Annotated in this window: 12 protein-coding genes; 7 read left to right on the top strand and 5 right to left on the bottom strand. The window is 70.2% G+C overall.

The window, feature by feature from the left end; genetic code table 11:
- Positions 1-100: 100 nt before the first annotated feature.
- A complete protein-coding gene (locus GPX89_RS01865) occupies positions 101-6,196 on the bottom strand; it encodes a non-ribosomal peptide synthetase (protein ID WP_198347222.1) in 6,096 nt (2,031 codons plus the stop codon).
- Positions 6,197-6,529: 333 nt separating this feature from the next.
- On the opposite strand from GPX89_RS01865, the gene GPX89_RS01860 reads away from it, so the two are divergent.
- From GPX89_RS01860 to GPX89_RS01850, 3 genes are read left to right on the top strand one after another with little or no spacing between them, the layout of a single operon-like run.
- On the top strand, positions 6,530-7,525 hold the full coding sequence (locus GPX89_RS01860) for an SGNH/GDSL hydrolase family protein (protein ID WP_157354748.1): 996 nt from the start codon (positions 6,530-6,532) through the stop codon (positions 7,523-7,525).
- 15 nt (positions 7,526-7,540) lie between these two features.
- Positions 7,541-9,094: an ArnT family glycosyltransferase gene (locus GPX89_RS01855; protein WP_157354747.1), complete on the top strand. Its 1,554-nt coding sequence runs from the start codon at positions 7,541-7,543 to the stop codon at positions 9,092-9,094.
- 33 nt (positions 9,095-9,127) lie between these two features.
- Positions 9,128-10,111: an SGNH/GDSL hydrolase family protein gene (locus tag GPX89_RS01850; RefSeq protein ID WP_157354746.1), complete on the top strand. Its 984-nt coding sequence runs from the start codon at positions 9,128-9,130 to the stop codon at positions 10,109-10,111.
- Here the strand turns inward: GPX89_RS01850 and GPX89_RS01845 are convergent.
- Positions 10,101-11,045 (bottom strand): pyridoxal-phosphate dependent enzyme, encoded by a 945-nt coding sequence (locus GPX89_RS01845; RefSeq protein WP_328601417.1) that lies wholly within the window; start codon positions 11,043-11,045, stop codon positions 10,101-10,103. The genes GPX89_RS01850 and GPX89_RS01845 overlap by 11 nt on opposite strands.
- Before the next feature lie 103 nt (positions 11,046-11,148).
- Here GPX89_RS01845 and GPX89_RS01840 point away from each other — a divergent pair, with 103 nt between their 5' ends.
- Both GPX89_RS01840 and GPX89_RS46165 read left to right on the top strand, forming a co-directional pair.
- Positions 11,149-14,169 carry an AfsR/SARP family transcriptional regulator gene (locus GPX89_RS01840; RefSeq protein ID WP_235946631.1) on the top strand — a complete coding sequence of 1,007 codons (3,021 nt, stop codon included), beginning with the start codon at positions 11,149-11,151 and terminating at the stop codon, positions 14,167-14,169.
- A 51-nt stretch (positions 14,170-14,220) separates the two neighbouring features.
- Entirely contained in the window at positions 14,221-14,433 is a 213-nt protein-coding gene (locus GPX89_RS46165) for a DoxX family protein (protein ID WP_157386916.1), read from the top strand.
- Here the strand turns inward: GPX89_RS46165 and GPX89_RS01830 are convergent.
- Genes GPX89_RS01830 through GPX89_RS01820 form a run of 3 tightly spaced genes read right to left on the bottom strand, consistent with a single transcriptional unit; the run spans position 14,389 to position 16,379 of the window.
- Positions 14,389-14,868 carry an ABA4-like family protein gene (locus GPX89_RS01830; protein ID WP_157354743.1) on the bottom strand — a complete coding sequence of 160 codons (480 nt, stop codon included), beginning with the start codon at positions 14,866-14,868 and terminating at the stop codon, positions 14,389-14,391. The genes GPX89_RS46165 and GPX89_RS01830 overlap by 45 nt on opposite strands.
- Positions 14,865-15,791 (bottom strand): hypothetical protein, encoded by a 927-nt coding sequence (locus tag GPX89_RS01825; RefSeq protein WP_157354742.1) that lies wholly within the window; start codon positions 15,789-15,791, stop codon positions 14,865-14,867. Before GPX89_RS01825 ends, GPX89_RS01830 begins: the two co-directional genes overlap by 4 nt.
- A gap of 45 nt (positions 15,792-15,836) precedes the next feature.
- Entirely contained in the window at positions 15,837-16,379 is a 543-nt protein-coding gene (locus tag GPX89_RS01820) for an LppP/LprE family lipoprotein (protein WP_157354741.1), read from the bottom strand.
- Between the two features lie 129 nt (positions 16,380-16,508).
- Between GPX89_RS01820 and GPX89_RS01815 the strand changes: the two genes are divergently transcribed.
- Together GPX89_RS01815 and GPX89_RS01810 are read left to right on the top strand one after the other, a co-directional pair.
- On the top strand, positions 16,509-16,994 hold the full coding sequence (locus GPX89_RS01815; RefSeq protein WP_157354740.1) for an Lrp/AsnC family transcriptional regulator: 486 nt from the start codon (positions 16,509-16,511) through the stop codon (positions 16,992-16,994).
- Between the two features lie 191 nt (positions 16,995-17,185).
- Positions 17,186-20,662 (top strand): indolepyruvate ferredoxin oxidoreductase family protein, encoded by a 3,477-nt coding sequence (locus tag GPX89_RS01810; protein WP_157354739.1) that lies wholly within the window; start codon positions 17,186-17,188, stop codon positions 20,660-20,662.
- Positions 20,663-21,013 lie beyond the last annotated feature (351 nt).

Raw genomic sequence — 21,013 nt, 5'->3', positions numbered from 1 at the left:
CGGCCGCGCAACTGATTTCGTCCGAGCTTGCGCACCGACACCCCGAAATGCTCATGCACGCAACCCTACGGCGACCCACCGACAAACCCCGGCCGTCGCCTCATCGGGCGGGCGGGAAATACCCGGTGCCGACGAAGTATTCGAGGTAGCGATCCAGCACCGCGGCATCGACGGCCGGGCAGCGGATGCCGATGCGATCCAGTTGCGCGGCGGTGGCGAGGGAGTCGAGGGTGCACGGGGCCGAGGCGAGGCCGCCGGCATAGTTGATCGCCAGGGCGGCGGCCCGGGACAGGGTGTGGTCACCGGCGGCGGCGCGCTGCTCGGCGGCGGTTGCCAGCTCCTTGCCGAACCGCTCCGGATCGACCACCTCCACCCGGTATCCCCGGGATTGGATCTGCTCCAGAAGCTTTCGCAGCGAGACCGTCGCCGGCCGGGACAGGTCGAAGACGCCCGGGCGGGAATGGCGGGACAGACCGGTGATCGCGGCGGCCACATGGTCGACGGGGACCATCTCGACCTCGATATCGCCGAGGTCCGGGGCCAGGCCGAGAATCAGCATCGCGCGCAGCATGGTCCACCAGGCGTCGGGGCTGCCCGCACCCGTCCGGGTGTCGCCGGTGATCAGGCCGGGACGGTAGACGGCCGTGGGGATGCCGCGCTCGGCCGCGGCGGTGACGAGGCGCTCAGCCACCCATTTCGTCTGCACGTAGCCCGGCAGGTCGGCGGGCGGGTCGGTCTCGAGGTCCGGGAGGGAGGCGGTCGAGACGTAATGGACCGGCTTGAGGCGCGTCGTGGTCGCCAGGCGCAGGATCGACACGGTGCCGCCGACATTCGCGGCCCGCATCCGTTCGTACGGTTCGAGATGGTTGACCAGCGCGCCGTTGTGGTAGATGGCGTCGACGCGCTGTGCGAGGTCGGCGTGGCGTCCGGCGTCGAGGCCCAGGCGCGGCGCAGCCAGATCGCCGGGCACCGCGACGATCCGTTCGGTGTACGGGGCGAGGTCGATCCGATAGGCGGTGGCGGCCGCCAGGATCCGGGCCCGCGCCGCGGTCGGCGACTCGGCCCGCACCAGGCAGTGCACGGTCGCCGTGGTGCGTTCGAGCAACTCGCGGAGCAAGAAGACGCCGAGGAATCCGGTGGCACCGGTCAGCAACACCGCCGCCGGTTCGCCCGGGCGGACGGGAGCGCACCCCGCGGCGGTGACGGCCGGGTCGAGCAGGGCATCGGCTCGGGGATCGGGGTGGTCGGCCGGCGGGGCGGGCTCGTCGCGCAGGGCCGCGGCCAGTTCATCGACCCGCGGGTGGCGGAACAGGTGCCGCAGCGGCACATCCGATTCCAGCCGCTCGGACAGTGCGGCGCGCACCCGGATCGCGGTCAGGGAGGTGCCGCCGAGGGCGAAGAAGTCGTCGGTGCGGCCGACCCGCTCGAGGCCGAGTACCGCGGCGAAGACGGCCGCGACGGCGTGCTCGTCCGCGGTGATCGGAGCCTCGAACTCCCGCGGCGAGGACGTGGGCTCCGGCAGCGCCGAACGGTCCAGCTTCCCGGACGTACCCAGCGGGAACGCGTCGAGCACCACCAGCTGGGCGGGAACCATGAAGCCGGGCAATCGATCCCGGGCCAGAGCGAGCACCGCGCCGGTGTCCACCACTCCCCCGGCGACCGGCGTCACGTAGCCGATGAGCTGCGCACGGCGCACCACGACGGCCGCGTGCGCGACAGCCGGATGCTCGCACAGCGCCGACTCGACCTCGCCGGGCTCGATCCGCAGGCCGTGCAGCGACAGCTGGAAGTCCGTGCGGCCCAGGAATTCCAGGACGCCGTCGGTCCGCATGCGCGCGAGATCACCGGTGCGGTACATGCGCGAGCCCGCCGGGCCGAACGGGTCGGCGATCAATCGGCTCGCGGTTTCGCCACTCGCCGCCTCGTAGCCGCGGGCCAGCTGCCGCCCCGCCAGATACAGCTCCCCGGCCACCCCGGCCGGGACCGGGTGCAGTCGCGAATCCAGTACGTAGGCGGCGGTATTGGGGACGGCTCGCCCGATCGGGACCCGCTCGTGGTAGGCGTCGGCGCAGCGGTGGAAGGTCGAGATGACGGTCGCTTCGGTCGGGCCGTACTGGTTGTCCATGATCGCCGGGTGCCGCTTCCGGAGCCGCTCGACCACGTGCGGCGGTAGTTCCTCGCCGCCGACCGCTAGATACCGCACTCCCGTGGGCAGTTCGACCTGCTCGTCCTCGAGCAGCAGGGCCAGCATCGAGGGCACGAAGTCCAGGATCGTGACCCCGTGGCGGCGCACCGTCGCCATCAGGTAGTCCGGATCCAGATGCCCGTCGGGCCGGGCGATGACCAGCGGGGCGCCGATCTGCAACGGCAGGAACAGCTCCCAGACCGAGGCGTCGAAGGTCACCGGTGTCTTGTGCAGGACGGCGTCGCCGGGTCCGAGACCGTAATGCTCACGCATCCAGCAGATCAGGTTCGCCACCGCCGCGTGGGTGATCGTCACGCCCTTGGGGCGGCCCGTCGAACCCGAGGTGAAGAGCACGTACGCGGCATTCGAGGACCGCAGGGGCGCAATCCGTTCCGCATCGGTGATCGGGGTGGCCGCGTGGGCCGACAGCGCTCCATTTCCCTGCGCTTCCAGTCCGTCGATGCGTAGCCGTGGCACGGTCGGGTCCGACTCGACCGCCTCGGCGCCCGAGGTCAGCACGCAGGCCGGACGGATGGTGTCGATCATGTGGGCGATGCGATCGGCGGGGTGGCCGGGATCGATCGGTGTGTAGGCGCCGCCGGCGGTGAGCACCGCGTAGATCGCCGCCAGCATCTCCGGCGACCGCCGGATCGCCACCGCGACCCGGGTCTCCGGCCCGACACCGGCCGAGATCAGCTCGCGGGCAAGGCTGTTCACCCAGCTCGCGAACTCGGCATAGGTCCAGCTCCGGTCCTCGCCCACCACCGCGACCGCGAACGGTGTGCGGGCAGCCTGCGCGTGGAAGGGCTCGAGCAGCGTTTCCGGCGCCTCGAGCGACAGGCTAGACCCCGTGGTCACCGCGGCGGGCTCGGTCGACGCCGACAAGGGCAGATCACCCACCGGCCGTTGCGGATCCGCCGCGGCCGCCGCGAGCACCCGGACCATGCGCTCGGCCAGCACCGCGATGGTGGACTCGTCGAACAGCTCGGTCGCGTACCGCCACGCACAGTGCAGTCCGTCGCCCGCACCGCCCTCGACGACGGTCAATTCCAGGTCGAATTCCGCGATCTCGTCGGCCAGATCGACTCCGGCGATGGTCAGGTCGGGCAGTCGCAGCGCCTGCTCGCCGAGGTTCTGGAACGTCAGCAGCACCTGGACGAGCGGATGGTGGGCCTCGGTGCGGGGCGGATCGAGCTCCTCCACGAGAGATTCGAACGGCACGTCGGCGTGCGCGAAGGCGTCCAGGTCCGTCGACCGCACCCGGTCGAGCAGTCGCGCGAAGGGCTCGGATCCGTCGACGCCGGTGCGCAACACCAGCGTATTGACGAACATGCCGATCAGATCGTCGAGCTGGCGTTCGCCGCGCCCGGCGAGCGGAGTGCCCACCGCGACGTCGCCGGTGCGTGACAGCCGCGCCAGCACGACCGCCAGCGCCGCGTGCACGACCATGAACAGCGACGCGCCCCGATCCCGAGCGAGCCGTTCGAGTGCGTCGCGCAATCGGGCGTCCACCTCGAAACCGTAAGTGGCGCCCCGGGTTCCGAGAGCCTGCGGGCGTGGACGATCGGTCGGCAGCTCGAGCAGCGGCGGCAGTCCCGCCAGCGTCTCGCGCCAATAGCGCAGCTGCCGCGACAGCAGGGAATCGGGATCCTCGCGGGAGCCCAGTGATTCGCGCTGCCAGATCGCGTAATCGGCGTATTGCACAGGCAACGGGGTCCACGCCGGAGCCTGTGCGTGGCTGCGCGCACCGTAGGCGACGGCCAGGTCGCGGGTGAGCGGCGCCAGCGAGAAACCGTCCGCCGCAATGTGATGCACCACCACCGCCAGCACATGTTCGGCGTCGGCCAACCGGAACAGGCCGATGCGCAGGGGCACGTCGCGGGTGACGTCGAAGCCCGCGGACACCAACGCGATCAGTTCCCCGGGCAGGTCGGATTCCGTAATGGCCTGCGGCACAGGGCTGAACCGAACCCGCTCGAGCGGCAGCACCCGCTGGTACCCGACGCCGTCGATCTCCGGATACACGGTCCGCAGCACTTCGTGCCGCTCGCACAGATCACCGACCGCCGCACCGAGCGCCGCGACATCGAGGACGCCGGACAGCCGCAGGGCGATGCTGATGTGCTGCGCCGCCGAGCCGGGATCCAGCCTGGCCAGGAACCACATTCGCTGCTGCGCCGGTGACAGCGGGTCCCGATCGCCGCGCGTCCGCGGAGTCAGGGCGGGGCGATCGTGGTACCGCACGGCCGTATCGCCCGGGTCGGCCGTGACCGCGGCGGCGAGTCCGGCGACCGTCGGATGGTCGAAGACCAGGTCCACCGGAACCCGGAACCCGAACGTCGCGCTCAATCGCGCGGTCAGGCGCATCGCCACCAGCGAATTGCCGCCCAGCTCGAAGAAGTCGTCGGTGCCGCCGACCAAGCGCTGAGAGGAGGAACGGTCGATGCCCAGCAGCTGCGCGAACTCCGCCGCGATCACACGTTCGGTCGCGCCGACCGGTTCGCGGAACTCCCGCACCTCCAACCGCGGCTCCGGCAGCGCGGCCCGATCCAGTTTCCCGGCGGGAGTCAACGGAATCCGATCGATGACGACGATGGCCGCGGGCACCGCATGGCGCGGCAGGGCGCGGCGGGCACGCTCGCGCAGCGCCGAAACATCGATGGTCGCACCGGTTTCCGCCAGGACGTAGGACGCCGGGGCGGCCTCGCCGTTCGGTAGTCGCCGAATGGTGGTGGCCACGAACGACACCGACTCGTCGGCCGCCAACACGGCGTCGATCTCGCCCAGTTCGACCCGGAATCCCCGGATCTTGACCTGAGAATCGTTGCGGCCCAGGTATTCCAGTTCCCGGTGGCCGGTCACGCCGACGATCCACCGGACCACGTCGCCCGTGCGGTACATCCGCTGACCGTCGCCACCCGGGAGTGCGACGAAACTACAGGCGGTGAGCCCGGGGCGGTCGTGGTACCCGCGGGCGAGCGCGGCTCCCGCCAAGTAGAGCTCGCCGGACGCACCGTCGGGCACCGGCCGCAGTCGTGCGTCCAAGACCAGTGCCGTCACACCCGGCACCGGCGGGCCGACGGTAATCGCCGCACCGGCGGTCAATGGGTCGCTCATGGCGACGGCCACGGTGGTCTCGGTCGGGCCGTAGAGGTTGAACAGAGCGTGATCGGCGGACCAGCGCGCGACCAGTTCCGCCGGACACGCCTCGCCGCCCACGAGCAGGGCCCGCAGCTCCGGCAACGCGACCGGGTCGGTTCCGCACAGGGCCGCCGGGGTCGTGAAGGCATGGGTCACACGCTCTTCGCGCAGCAATCCGAGCAGTTCGTCACCGCCGTAGATGCCCGGCGGGGCGATGACCATGGTCGCGCCCGCGCCCGCGGCCAGCAGCAGTTCCAGAATCGCCGCGTCGAAACTCGGGGAGGCGAAATGCAGGGTCCGGGCGTCCCGGGTCAGGCCGAAGCGGCGCACGGCCTCGGCGCACAAGCCGGCGAGCCCGGTGTGAGTCACGATGACGCCCTTGGGGATTCCCGTCGACCCCGAGGTGTAGATGACGTATGCGGCGTGATCACCGTGCAATTCGCGCACGCGCTCCAGGTAACTCACCGGATGATCGGCCGCCCGGGCGAGCTCGTCGACGCGGGCGGGGGCGTCGAGCTCGAACCATTCGAGGCCCGCGCCGAGCGCGCCGCGCCACTCCATCAGCGTGATTCCCACGGCCGCACCCGAATCGGTGAGCATGTGCCGCACCCGATCGGCCGGATAGGACGGATCCACCGGAACGTAGGCGGCGCCGCACTTGGCGACCGCCCAGATCGCGACAACCGAATCGATCGAGCGCGGCAGGGCGACCACGACCCGGTCCTCGGGACCGAGTCCGCGAGCGATCAGGGCCCGAGCCAGGCGCGAGGATCGGCTGTCGAGTTCGGCATAAGTCAGCAACTTTCCCGCACACCGTAGGGCGGGCCGCTCCGCATTGGCCTCCACGGCCGCCGACAGCAACTGCGGCAAGGTCTGAACGCGTGGCCCCCGTGTTCGCGATCGACGTAGTCGTCGCACTCCCCCGATGGGAGCGCTCATCCAGCACACCGACTGTCGGGCATTCGACCGTGCACAACCACCAACCGTGAAACGAAGACCATTTTCATCGCGCCCGAATGTACCGGCAATCCGAGAGCGACTGCCACCGCTGCCGGTCCGGGGGCGCCCCACACCTGCCGGACAAACGAAACCGGTCGTTTGCTTGCCGACAAAGTGAAAAGACGATATTTTCCTTTACCTGTCGGACGCTGTGACCTGCGTCATGGTCGAAGCCCGAAGGGTCTGACTCGATGAGGATGTGCATTGACCAGTTCCTGGACAACCGGCAGGGCCGTTCGCCTGTGGCGGCTCGCCGCCGTCGTCGGGGTGTTCGCCGCGGCGGTGACGGAAGGCTCGGCGTGGGCCGAACCCGCCCCGGCACCGGGCCGAGCGCTTGTTGTTCTCGGTGATTCGTACACCGCCAACCCGCCCTGTGACGCCGTATTGGTGAAATGCTCGGACGAGCATGCCACCGGTTTGCGGTCCTGCCTGCACGGACCCACCTCGTGGCCGGTCCAACTCAGCGCGCTGATGGGTCTCACGGCCGAGGACGTCGAGAACAACTCGTGCTCGAGCGCGACCATCGACACCGGTCCGGTCACCTCGACCGGGGAGCAGGTGGCGGGCCGGAACGGATACACCCTGTCGCAGGAGGCGCTCGCCGCCGCGCAGGACGGCGCCTTCGGCCCGCGCACCCGGGTCGTGGCGATCCAGCTGGGCTTCAACGACGCGTGGCCGCGCGACGCCGCGATCACCGCCGACGCCGCGCGGGTGTTCACCTGCGTCGTCGATCTCGTGCACGGCTGCGACGAGGACGCGGTGGCCCAGGGCCGCTGGCCCGACCTCGACTCGATCACCGGGGCGGCGTACGCCGAGCGCATCCGCAAGGTCGTCGACTACGTGAGGTACTACGCCCCGAACGCCAGGATCGAACTCGTCGGCTATCCCGAGGTCGCGCCGGCAGACGCTGCCGACTGGTGCTTCGACCTGTTCGGACTGGTCCGCTGGGTCCAGCCGCGGGCGCGCGCCATGGTCGAGTTCTGGAACCGGCTGCAGCTCGCCGAACGCGAGGCGGCCGGACGGCTCGGCATCGACTTCGTCGACACCCAGCAGGCGACCGCGGGGCACGGATTGTGTTCGGCCGAGCCGTGGTTCAACGGCTTCCTGGATCCGGGGATCAACCTGGCCGGGCTGCCCTTCCATCCCTCACCGCACGGGGACGTCGTCGTGGCCGCCACCGTCTACAGCCATGTCGCGTAAGCCCTCGGAGAAGCAATGACGCTCACCCTCGCCCCTGGGACCGAATCGACGTCCGCACCACCGAGTTTCGCCTGGCGCGGCGTCGTCCTGGTCTCCGGGCTGATCACCCTGGCCTGGTCGGTCTCCGCGGCGCGGTTCCAGTTCGCCGGTGACGAGCTGTACTACCTGGCGTGCGGGCGGCGGTTGGCGGTCGACTACGTCGACAACGGTCCCGTGATCCCGCTGATCGCGCGGCTGAGCGACCTGCTCGCGCCCGGATCGGTTGTCGCGCTGCGGATTCCGGGCTTGCTGCTGCTGGTCGCGGTCTCGGTGCTGACGGCCGCGATCGCCTTCGAGTGCGGCGCGCGGGCGCGCTATCAGATGCTCGCCGCCGCGGGTTATGCCCTCTCGCCGTTCGTGGTGGCCTTCACCGTGCTCGACAGCGTCGCCTTCGACGTGGCGGGCCAGGCGCTGATCGTGTGGCTGCTGGCCCGCTGGGTGCGCACCCGGCGCGACCGCCTGCTCGTCTGGGCCGGTGTGGCCGCGGCGGTCGACGTGCAGGACAAGTGGCTGGTGCTGATGCTGGGAGCCTGTGTCGCCCTGGCGATTCTGCTCGCCGGTCCCCGGGAGTTGTTGCGGCGTCCGGCATTGTGGCTGGGGTTGCTGATCTTCGCGGCGGCCATGACTCCGGCCCTGCTGTGGCAGGTCTCCCATCATTGGCCGCAGCTGGCGACCAACAGCGCCATCGCGCAGGAGACGGCCGGCAGCGACGGCGGCCAGGTCGGGACCGTCCTGGCCGTCATGGTGACCACCGGATTCCTCGGCGGCGGGCTGGGTGTGCTGGGCCTGTACGGTCTGGCCCGCGCCCCGAAGCTGCGCCCCTATCGATTCCTGTTGATCACGGGCCTGCTCATGCTGGTCCTGGTGGTCGGCGGACACGGCCGGTCCTACTACGTGGCCGGGATCGTTCCGGCGATCCTCGGCGCGGGCGCGGCGGTGCTGTCGGGTCTGCTCGACCCGGCCGGAGCGCGGTCCGCGCTGCGCAGGATGTTCACCGGGCTCACGGTCGCATCCGCGGTGCTGACCGCGTTGCTGGCCATGCTGCCCTACCCGAAGAGCTGGATCGAAGCGACCGACAACGGCTACTGGGGATTCCTGCAGCACTACGGCAACGACGACTGGGCCGACCTGGCCGATGCGGTGCACCGGGTGACGATCGGCCTGCCGCCCGCCGAGCAGGCGCGGGCGGCCGTGGTCACCGAGGCCTACAACGAGGCCGGGGCGCTCGACGAATATCGGCGGACTCGAACGATTCCGCCGGTCTACAGCCCCAATCGCGGCTTCGCCGAATGGGGTCCGCCGCCGGACTCGGCCACGACCATCCTGTACGTGAGCTACAGCGACGGACCGCAGAGCCGGGCCTTCCGCGCCGAATTCGCCCACACCACACCGGCTCTGCGATTGGACGACCCCCTCGGCATAGCCATGGAGAACGACCACGTGACCATCTGGATCTGCCGCGAGCCCCTGGCACCCGTGTCAGCCGCCTGGCCGAAGTTGACCTATATGGTTGTCCCACCGGTCTCGTGAGTGTGAGCGCCGACGTTATCGAGGATTTGCATGATGAGTTTCAGGCTGGCCGCAGCCGCAGCCGCTCTCGCCGCTGCCGGTTCGATGGTCACCGGTTCGATGGGCACCGCCGCCGCCGACGAGCCGACCGCCGTGGCGGGCAAAACGCTTGTGGTGCTGGGTGATTCGTTCTCCGCGAACCCGCCGTGCGACGGCGTGCTGGTCAAATGCGACGGCAACAACGACACCTCCTCGCACGAGTGCCTGCATCGCGACACCTCCTGGCCCGTCCAGCTGAGCGCCCTGATGGGCGTCGCCGCCGACGACTTCGAAAACGCCACCTGCACCAACGCTTCCATCGACAGCGGCCCGGTCACCACGAGCGGCCAGGAGGTTCCGGGCCGCGACGGCTACACCCTCGCGCAGCTGGCGATCAAGGCGACCAAGAACGGCGCGTTCGGGCCGCGCACCAAGGTGGTGGCGATCCAACTGGGCGCCAATGACGAGTGGCCCCGCGACTCGGCCACCACCGCCGACGCCCCCGCCCAGCTGACCTGCGCGTTCAATACCAGCCAGGGCTGCGACCCCGACGCCGTCGCCCAGGGCCGCTGGCCCGACCCCGACAGCATCACCGGGGCCGCCTACGCCGACCGCATCCGCAAGGTCGTCGACTACGTGAAGTACTACGCCCCCAACGCCAGGATCGAACTCGTCGGCTATCCCGAACTGGCCCCGGCGAACTCGGCCACCTGGTGCCTCGACGTGCTGGGCGTCTACCGTTACGTCCAGCCGCGCGGCGGCGCGATCAACGAATTCTGGAATCGCCTCGACGACGCCGAACGCGATGCCGCCCAGCTTCTTTCGATCGATTTCGTCGACTCCCGCACCCCCACCGCGGGCCACGGCCTCTGCTCCCCGGATCCCTGGCTGCTCTCTGTGCTCGATCCCCGGGTGGGCCTGGTGGGCCTGCCCTTCCACCCCACGCCTCGCGGCGACACCGCCGTGGCCGCCGAGGTCAACGCCCACCTCACCCGCTGAGGTCGGCGGGGTCGGTATTGGCGCCGCAGAGGATGACGGCGACGTTCTCGTCCGGGGCGGGGCGGTAGGCGCCGGTGGCGAGAACGGCTATGCCGGTGGCCGATCCGTGTTCGACGACCAGCCGGTAGCGGTCCCAGAGGAGCCTGCGCGCGGCGACCAGGTCGTGGTCGCCGACCAGGACGGAGTGGGCGTCGGTGGCCCGGGCCCAGTTCAAGGCGGCGGGCGAGACCCGCGGTGCGCCCAGGGAATCGGCGGCGATCGAGTCGATGTCGACATCGGTGACGCCGCCGTGGGCGAGGGCGGTGTGCAGGGCCTGGCTGCCTTGCGGTTCGCCGCCGACCACGCGGATGCCGTGTTCGTGGGCGACCGCGGCGATGCCGGAGAACATGCCGCCCGCGCCGACCGCGAGCACGACCGTGTCGAGGGCGCCGACGGTATCGAGCAGTTCGAGCAGGATGGTGCCCGCGCCGGCCGAGGCGGGCTGCTCGTCGTGGCTGTAGGCGTCGATCGCGCCTGTCCGGGCGCAGAATTCGCGCGCCGCCGCCTCGGCGTCGGCCTGGGTCGCGCCGGTCAGGCGGACCTCCGCGCCCAGCGCTCGCAGCCGCTCGACCTTGGCGGCGGCGGTGCCGAGGGCCAGGAACACCGTGGCCTTGACCCCGAACTGCTGCGCGGCCCACGCGAATCCGATATCGGCATTGCGTCCGGTCGAGGCCGAGATGCCCGCGGCCGGCACCGCGGCCGCCGCGTGCAGCTCGGCGAGGAAATTGGCCGCGCCCCGGGCCTTGAACGACCCGGTGTGCTGGAGGAACTCGCACGCCAGCCACAACCGGGTGCCGGGCAGCAGATCGTGCGCGGGCAGCACGGTCAACGGCCTGGTCAAGGTACGGATTCGCGTATTCGCCAGCGCTACATCGCGATACGTCGGGGTCAACACCGGCTGATCATAGGGCCGCCCGGGCGGACACGCGGTCGCGAGCGGACCGGTTGCCGCGTTGATAGATTCGCCGTGCGTCCGCTCCGCGGCGATGGAGGTTGTGATGGGATTGGCGCCGTCGGTGCGTTTCACGGTGCTGGGCCCGGTGGAGATCCTCGGCCCGGACGGATCCGTTCCGACCGCGCCGCGACACCGGGCGGTCCTGGCGTACCTGCTGCTCAACGCGGGCCGGGTCTGCAGTGCCGAGCGGCTCATCGACGCGGTGTGGGGCATGGACGCCCCCGAGACGGCACGGTCGCAGATTCATGCGGGGATCGCCGCGATCCGGCGGGCCCTGCGCGCGGCCGGGGCGCCGGGGGTGGTGGTCACCAGACCCGCGGGCTATGTGGCACTGCCCGAGACCGGTCAGCTGGATCTCCAGGTCTTCACCGATGAGGTCGCCGCCGCGGACGGAGATCCGCGGGTGGTGATCGACCGGCTGCGCGCCGCGCTGACCCTGTGGCACGGGGATCCGCTCGCCGACATCCACGCCGATTTCGTCCCCGCCGAACGCGCCCGCCTGATCGAACGCCGCTCGGTCGCCTTCGACAAACTGATGGACGCCGAACTGGCCGCCGGACGGCACGAGGACATCCTCGACGAGCTGATCGCCCAGGTGGGCGCATTCCCGTTCCGCGAGAAGAACTCCGCGCAATTGGTGCTGGCGCTGCATCGCAGTGGCCGCCAGACCGACGCGCTGGTGCAGGCCCGGCGGTTCCGCACCCGGCTGGCCGAGGAGCAGGGCCTGGATCCCGGCCGGGCCTTCACCGAGCTGGAACAGGCTGTGCTGCGCGACGATCCGGCCCTGCGCCCGCCCACCCCTGGCCCCGCAGCCACGCCATCCGCCGCGACCACCACCGTGCCCGCGAATGCCGAAACGACCTCGTCCGCCACTGCGCCCGCAGCCGGCACTTCGCCCGCGACCGGTATCGCGTCCACGAATGGCACGGTATCGGCGAATGACGCGCCTCCGAACTTCCTGCCCTACGACCTCCCGGACTTCTCCGGCCGCGAGGCGGAAGTGGCCCTGCTGACGGCTCCGCCGGAACGTTCGCGCCCCGGCACCGTGATCACCGCGATCGACGGCATGGCTGGAGCCGGGAAAACTGCTCTGGCCGTGCGCATTTCGCATCTGCTTGCCGAGTGTCACCCGGACGGCCAGCTGTTCGTCGACCTGCAGGCCCACACCGCCGGCGCCGAACCGGTGACCGCCGAGGCCGCGCTGGCGACCCTGTTGCACCAGCTCGGACTCCCCTACGACCGCATCCCGGAGACCTCGGACGCGCGCGGGGCCCGGTGGCGGGCCGAGATGGCGCGCCGCAAGGTCGTGGTCGTGCTCGACAACGTCCGCGACAGCGAGCAGGTGCGGCCGCTGCTGCCCGGCTCCTCACCGAGCACCGTCATCCTCACCAGCCGGCGGCGTCTGGTCGATCTGGACGGCGCGCGAGCCCTGTCGGTGGACATGCTGCCCGCCCGCGACGCGGTCGAGCTGTTCGGCCGCATCGTCGGTCCGCGAGCCGCCGCCGAGCCGGCGGCGGTGCTGGATGTGTTGCGGCTGTGCGGGTTCCTGCCGCTGGCGGTGCGGATCGCGGCCGCACGGCTGAGCCACCGCCCGCGCTGGACCGTGGGCTACCTGGCGGACCGGCTGCGCGATCACCGACGGCGGCTGGCCGAATTGACCACGGCCGACCGGGGAGTCGCCGCCGCGTTCGCGCTCTCCTACGATCAGCTGCCCGCCGAACCGCAGCGCATGTTCCGGCTGCTGGGCCTGCAGCCCGGCCACGACATCGGCCCGGCGGCGGCGGGCGCACTGGCCGGGTGTCCGCTCGACGACGCCGAGACCGCGCTCGAGGAACTGCTCGACGCCCACGTCATCACCCAGCGGCAGCCCGGCCGCTACACGCTGCACGATCTGCTGCGCGAGCAGGCCCGCGCCACCGCGGCGGTCACCGAGCCGCCCGAAGCCATCGACGCCGCCCTGCACCGCCTGCTCGACCACTACCTGCACACCGCGCGCGACGCCGTCGATCTGCTCTTCCCTTACACCAGCGGGCACCGGAACCCGTTGCCTACCAGCGACATCGAGCGTGAACCACTCGCGGGTCCGGCCGCGGCGGCGGCCTGGCTCGATGCCGAGCGCGACAATCTGGTGGCGGCGGGATGCTGGGCGGAACGCCACGATTCGCCCGCCCACGCGGTGGGGATGGCGGCCACCCTGCGGCCCTACGTCGACGGCAACGGCCACCACGGCGAGGCGCAGCGACTCCACACCGCCGCGCTGACCGCCGCGGCCCGGCTCGGTGACGCCACGGCCCGCAGCCGGGCGCTGACCGACCTCGGCTGGACCGCCTGGCGGCGTGGCGATTACGACACCGCCGACGAATGGTCGCGCCAGGCGCTGACGGCGACCCGCGACGCCGCCAACGATTACGACCACGCCCGCGCGCTCAACACCCTCGGCAATGTCGCCTGGCGGCGGCGCGATCCGCGCGCCGCCCGCGAATACTTCGAGGCGGCACTGGATTTGGCGCGCGCCGACGGGAACCGGGTCGGCGAGGCGCACGTCCTGGGCAATCTGGGGCCCGCACTCGACCACACCGGGGACACCGATCTGGCTCGCGCGCACCTGAACCGGGCGCTGGCCCTGCACCGCGAGCTCGGCAACCATCGCGGCGAGGCCCTGGTCCACACCTATCTCGGCACGATCGATTCCCGCCACGGCGACCACATCGCCGCGCGCGGCCACCACCGGCGCGCCGCCGAACTGTATCGGGCGCTCGGCAGCCCCACCGACGAAGCCGCCGCCCGCAATGGATTGGGTGTGGCGCTGTGCGACTCGGGCGATCCCGCCGCCGCGCTCGCCGAACACCGGACCGCGCTGGAACTCGGCGATCAGCACAGCCACCGCCCCGAACAGGCGCGCGCCCACGACCGGCTGGCGCGGGCCCTGCACCGGCTGGACCGCCGCGCGGAGGCGCGCGAGCACGCGGAACACGCGCTGACCCTCTACCTGGAACTGGATGTCCCCGAAGCCGAGGACGTGCGGACGTTTCTGACCGGACTGTCCGACCCGGTCATCCCATGATCGCCGCCGCGTAGAGCGCGCACAGGCGATCCATCAAGGCCGAGCCGGACCCTGTGTTCCGTAGCTGTCACATCCCCGGTCCCCCGCCTGAAGGAATGGGCCTACGCCGGTTTCTTCTTCAACATCGGCGCTTTCATCGCCCACGCCGCCCGCCACGACTACGGCGCGAACGCCATGCACCTCATCGTCACCGGGTTCCTCGTCCTCCTCGCCCTCGCCTCATGGGCGTTGCGCCCCGCCGACCGCGTTCTCGTCCAGCGCTGAGCTGCCACGCACCCGCTCCCCGATCGGAATCAGCTCGCGGACGAGCAGATAGGAGAGCAGTCCGATCGGGGAGAGCAGGATCGTCACGAACAGAATGGGCGAGACGAGCAGGGCGGGCACCGCTCGGCGGCGGCTGTCGAGGTAGATCCAGCGGCCGATGAACAGGTCGAAGCCGATCAGGTGGGCCCAGATCGCGGCGGCCCCCCAGTCGCCGCCGAGGATATCGCGCAGGGTCGTCAGATCGGGGCGGGCCATGGCGGCGAAGAACTGGGGGAAGTGCGGCAGCATGATCGCGAGATAGATCAGCAAGGGCGGCACCGCGATCCAGGGCACGGAGACCAGCCGCGGGGTCCAGCGATGGCGCGGGGCGAGGATCATGGCGGCCCAGAAGGGCGCCGTCAGCCAGAAGACCAGGTGGAACAGCGTGGAGATCATCGGCGGACCGCCCAGGTGGTCGCGCCCGCGGTCGCCGCGGCGATGACGGCCAGCGAGGTGAGCGTCAGCGCCCGGGGATGAATCACCGATTCGCCGCGTAGCGCCTGCCAGGTCACCACCGCCAGCACCGCGGCGTAGGTCGCGGCCAGAACGGTCACCAGTGTTGCCCGCCGACCCGGGTCGCGCAGCCTCGGCACCCGGTGGGACAGCAGCTCCAGCGCGATCACCGCCAACGGAATCAGCTGCAGCGCATGCATTCCCACGAAATGCGGAATCCGCAGATCCCCGCCAGCCGTGCTCCACCCGAGCAGCGGCAGCCCCGGGCCGCCATCGGGCAGGCCCACGGTGTGCGCCCCGACGATCGTTCGCGGCCTGGCGAATTGGCCCGCCTTGGGCCCGACCATCAGGAATCCCAGTGCCATCCCGATCAGCGCGAGCACCGTCCCGTACCGGATCCCGAGGTCGCGCGCCCGATCCGGCCCGCGATTGCCGAAGAGCACCACGCCCATCACCAAGGTGGCCACCCACACCACCGCGATGGACGATCCCATCAGGTACCAGATCGCGCTGTCGAACGGCGTACTCACATTGAAGTGGCTGGTGGTTCCGCGGACGACCTGCACGACGATGGCGGCCATCTCGATGCCCAGCATGGCCGCTGCGGTGGTCCCGGCCCACCGCGCCACCCGGCTCCCCCGGGGCAGCTGCGGTATGAGCCAGGCCCAGGTCACCGCGTAGATCATCACGGACAGTGCGAATTTCGCGGGCTTGTCCCAGGCCGGCAGTCCGGTGATGACCCGATGGTCGAACACCATGCCGCCGGCGGAGAACACCAGCAGCGCGAGCATGGCGGCGGCGAGCCACACCAGCGGCGGATACCACCGCGATCGCAGGGAAACAGGAACGACAGCGTCAACGCTCATACTGGATAGTATGAGTATCGATAGTGACACTGTCTATATCTGGATTCAGCTGTGCGGCGGGAACGTCCCGTTCGCGGTGACCTTGGTGCCGTTCAAGGTGAACGTGACCGTGCTCGGCCCGCCCTTCGGACAGCACATCGGATCGTTGTCGCCCTCGAGCCAGGCATAGGTCAGCGACAGACTCGTCCGGCTCGTGCCGGTGATCCTCGTGTACATGTACGGGTCGGAGGTCGCGGTGCCGAGGTACTTGCCACCGGTGAAGAACAGCAGGTGCGTGTAAGGGTGATTGACGTTGGAGTACACCTCCATATAGGAGAGCACTCCGTCGCACCCGGACGAGATCTTCTCGTCGCTGACCTGACCGACCTGCCACTCCCCGACCGGCGGCGGCGACAGCCGCGCCATGGCCGATCGCGCCAGGTCGGAATTGGCGTCGAAGCACAGTCCATTGGCACTGCCCGCCGGCTGCTGGGCCGCCGCCGGAACCGTCGTCGTCGAACCCCCCGGCGTCGACGCGCTCCCGCACCCGCCGACGGCGAGCACGGCCGCGGCCGCCATCGAAACCACCGCCGCTGACCTGGCTTTCATGAACCCCTCCCGATTTCGCGTCACGACACGATCATCGGGTACGCCGGAAATCGCGTTATCGACGGCCCCGACCGCACCGGCCTCGAAAACCGCGGCCGATAGCCGCCACCCGAAATGGGAGAATGCGTTATGAGCATCAAGATCGACGGGCTGGATTCCGCCCTGCTGGCGGAGTTGGCGGCCGATCCGCGAGCGCCGATCCTGGAGTTGGCGCAGCGACTGGGGATCGCACGGAACACGGTGCAGGCCAGGATGAAGCGGCTCGAAGCGTCCGGGGTGGTGCGGGGGTATCCGCCCGATGTGGATCTCGAGGCCATCGGGTTCGCGGTGCACGCCTTCCTGGGGATCGAGCTGAATCAGAACAAGATGAACGACATCGTCGAGGCGCTGCGGGAGTTCCCGAACGTGCTCGAAGTGCACGCGACCACCGGGCGCGGGGATCTGCTGGTGCGGATTGCCGCGCGTTCGCAGCCGGATCTGCTGTCGATCATCCAGCGGGTGCACGCCATCCCCGGGGTCAAGCACACCGAAACCATGCTGGCACTGGCGACTCCGGTGGAATACCGCTCGCTGCCGCTCGTCGAGCATCTGACGAGTCAGCCCGGCGTCGACTGACGGACGGAGCACTGTGGCACTGAACAGAATGCTGCGCAGGTCACAGTGCTCCAGATCACTTTTGAGCAATCTGATCAACTTTTCGCGCCACGGTTGACACAGATCACACATCACGGCAGATTTCGCTGCACCGATCGCTTGATCCCCTTCGTTTGCAGCTCACGAGGCTGTGGAGAGTGTGGTGACTGTCCATGACCGACGTTGCCTGGGCGCCTGTCCGTCAGGCCGAACCGGCTACGCCCTACGACCTCGCCGACCGCTACCGGTCCGGCGCGGGTCCGGTCCTCCTGACCGGTGTGCAGGCCATTGCCAGACTGCTGGTCGAGCAGCATGTGCGCGATATGCGCGCCGGGCATCGGGTCGCGACCTTCGTGTCCGGCTATCAGGGCAGCCCGCTGGGCGGGGTCGACAAGATGTTGCTGGGCATGCCGAACGTCCTGTCCGAGCACGACATCGCGTTCGTGCCGGGATTCAACGAGGAGCTCGCGGCCACCTCGGTGTGGGGCAGCCAAGCGGATCTGCCCGCCGGGACCGCGACCCACGACGGCGTGGTGGGGGTGTGGTACGGGAAGGGCCCCGGCGTGGACCGGGCCACCGACGCGCTGCGGCACGCGAACATGTACGGCGTGAATCCGCGCGGCGGCGTGCTGCTGCTGGTCGGCGACGATCCGGCCTCGAAGTCCTCGACCGTGCCCGCCGTGAGTGAGCGGTCGCTGGCGGCCATGGGCATTCCGGTGCTGTTCCCGCGCAATGCCCGCGAGATCATCACGATGGGTATGCAGGGCGTGGCGCTGTCGCGGGCCTCGGGTTGCATCGTGGCGATGAAGATCGTGGCCGATGTCGCCGACGGCGCGTGGACCGTGGATTCCACGGTGGCGGAGCTACCCATCTCGGTGCCCGAGGTGCAGTGGGAGGGAAAGACTTTCGCCTACCGGCAGCGGCCCATGGCGGCGCCGGCGGACAGCGTGCTGGCCGAGGCGGATCTCTACGGGCCGCGGTGGGCCACCGTGCGGGCGTTCGGGACCGCCAATGAGCTCGATGTCATCGAGGTGGATCCGATCCAGGCGCGGATCGGGATCGCAGCCACCGGAACGACTTTCGACGCGGTGCGGCAGGCACTGGTCGACCTCGGCGTCGACGAGGCCGCCATGCATCGGGCGGGCATCCGGCTGCTGCGCATCGGCATGCCGTATCCCGTTGGGGCGCACAAGGTCACCGAGTTCGCCGCGGGGCTCGAGCAGCTGATCGTGGTCGAGGACAAGACCGCGTTCATCGAGACCCAGATCCGCGAGATCCTGTACGGCACCGCCGCCGCGCCCCGCATTCTCGGCAAGCTGGACGGAAACGGGCTGCCGCTCATGCCGTTCGACGGCGAGCTCACCGCGGGACGGCTGCTGGCGCCGCTGCGCCGCGTGCTCCGCGACCACGTCGAGCTGAAGAAGGCTCCGCCGCCGATGCTTTCGCTGGAGGTGCTGTCCGCCAAGCGGACCCCGTACTTCTGCAGCGGCTGCCCGCACAACCGCTCCACGGCGCTGCCGGAGGGTTCGATCGGCGGTGGCGGCATCGGCTGCCACACGCTGGTGACCCTGTCCGGGCGCAGCGACAGCGCGGTGACCGGGCTGACCCAGATGGGCGGTGAGGGCAGCCAGTGGATCGGGCAGGCCCCGTTCACCGATGTGCCGCATCTGTTCCAGAACATCGGCGACGGCACCTTCTTCCACTCCGGACAGCTGGCCGTGCAGGCGTGTGTGGCGGCGGGGGTGAACATCACCTACAAGCTGCTCTACAACGAGGTCGTCGCCATGACCGGCGCGCAGGACGTCGAGGGCGGGCTGACGGTCGCGAAGCTGACCCACAAGCTGACCACCGAGGGCGTGAAGCAGATCATCATCTGCGCCGATGAACCCAAGCGGCACAACAGGAAAGCACTCGCCAAAGGCACGCTGCTGTGGCATCGGGATCGGCTCGACGAAGCGCAGAAGCTGCTGCGCGAGGTCAAGGGCGTCACCGTGCTCATCTACGACCAGCACTGTGCGGCCGATGCCCGGCGTCAGCGCAAGCGCGGCACGCTGCCGGTGCGCAATACCCGCGTGGTGATCAACGAGGCGGTGTGCGAGGGCTGCGGGGATTGCGGCACCAAGTCGAACTGTCTGTCGGTGCAGCCGGTGGAGACCGAGTTCGGGCGCAAGACGCGCATCGACCAGACCTCGTGCAATACCGACTACAGCTGCCTGGACGGCGACTGCCCGTCGTTCGTGACCGTCGAGGTGAACCCGGACGCCAAGGGGCGCAAGGGAAGCAAGCGCAAGACCACCGAGCCGCCCGTGGTAGCCGATCCGGGTCTGGGCGCTCCGCTGGGCACCCAGAACGTGCTGATCGCGGGCATCGGCGGCACCGGCATCGTGACGGTCAACCAGGTGCTGGCCACCGCCGCGCTGCGGGCCGGGTACGCGGTGGAGAGCCTGGACCAGATCGGGCTGAGCCAAAAGGCCGGACCGGTGCTGTCCCACTTGCGTTTCTCCGCAACGGAATTGGAGCCGTCCAACCGGCTCACCCCGGGCAGCGCGGACTGCATCATGGCCATCGACCTGCTGGGCGCGGCCGACCCCAAGAACCTGCAGTACGGCAACCCGAACGGGACCGTGGTGGTCGCCTCGACCAGCCAGACCCCGACCGGCGACATGGTGTACGACAAGTCGGTCGCCTACCCGGATACCCGGTCGCTGATCGATCGCCTTGCGGCGGTCTCGGATTCGCTGTTCGACTTCGACGCCCTGGCGGCGGCGAACCAGCTGTTCGGCAATACCGCCGCGGCCAACTTCCTGATGGTCGGCGCGGCCTTCCAGACCGGCGGCCTGCGCCTGCCCGCGGCGGCGGTCGAAGAGGCGATCGGCATCAACGGGGTCGCGGTGGCGGCCAATGTCGCGGCGTTCCGCTGGGGCCGGGTGGCCATCGCCGACCCGGAGGCCTTCGCGGTCGCCACGGAATCGGTTGCCGCACAGCGCACTCCGCGGGTCGCTCCGGCCGAACTACTGGCCGGCACCACCTTCGACGGTGAGGTCCGGCGGGTGGTCGAGCTGCGCGCCGCCGAGCTGGTCGGCTATCAGAACGCCAAGGTCGCCCGCCGCTACGTCGACACGGTGCAGGCCGCGTGGAGCGCCGAGCGCGCGGTCACCGAGCGCACCGAATTCAGTGAGGCCGTGGCACGGGGCCTGTACAAGTTCACCGCCTACAAGGACGAGTACGAGGTCGCCCGCCTGCTGGTGGACCCCGCGTTCCTCGACGATGTGCGCGCCCAGGTCCCCGGCGGCGAGAACCTCACCTACAAGCTGCATCCCCCGATGCTGCGGGCGATGGGGCGCAAGAAGAAGATCGGCCTCACCCCCAAATCCCATGTGGCCCTGAAGCTTCTCGCCAAGGGCAAGTCGCTGCGCGGCACCAAGCTCGACCCCTTCGGCTACGCCCATGTCCGGAAGGTGGAGCGGGAGTTGCTGTCCCACTACACCGAGATGGTCCACCGCCTCGCGGCCGGACTCACCGACCAGACCTACGCCACAGCCACCGAAGCAGCGGGCCTGCCCGACCTGGTGCGCGGCTACGAGGACGTCAAGCTCGGCAACATCGAGCTGTACCGCGCCCGCCTGCGCGAACTCGGCCTCGACGGCTGACCCGTCGCCGAACCGGACGCGGTACCCAGCCGAGGCCCACTCGGGGCCCGCGAACCTGTGCGGCTCCCGGCCGCCAACCGACCAATTCCATACCAGCCCGGTCCGATACGGCGGCAAATCAACCCGTCGCCGTATCGGGGCGATCCGGCCCGTGCCCTCGAGAGGCGGTTCGGACCGACCACAACGCGCGGTGACTCGTCGCGCGACCACATGACCACCGACCGCGAGGTGGCCCGCTCCGCACGGCGAGCGAGCCGCCCACCACCGCCGCGTCCCGCGGCGACCGGCTGCCGCATCTCGTGGCCGCCACCCCGGCCGCACACCACACGGCCACCACCCAGCCGCCACAAG

This window comes from Nocardia terrae, from assembly GCF_009760405.1.
Taxonomy (GTDB): domain Bacteria; phylum Actinomycetota; class Actinomycetes; order Mycobacteriales; family Mycobacteriaceae; genus Nocardia; species Nocardia terrae.
Note: the sequence above shows the minus strand (reverse complement) of the source record. Positions and strands in the feature narration are given on the sequence as shown.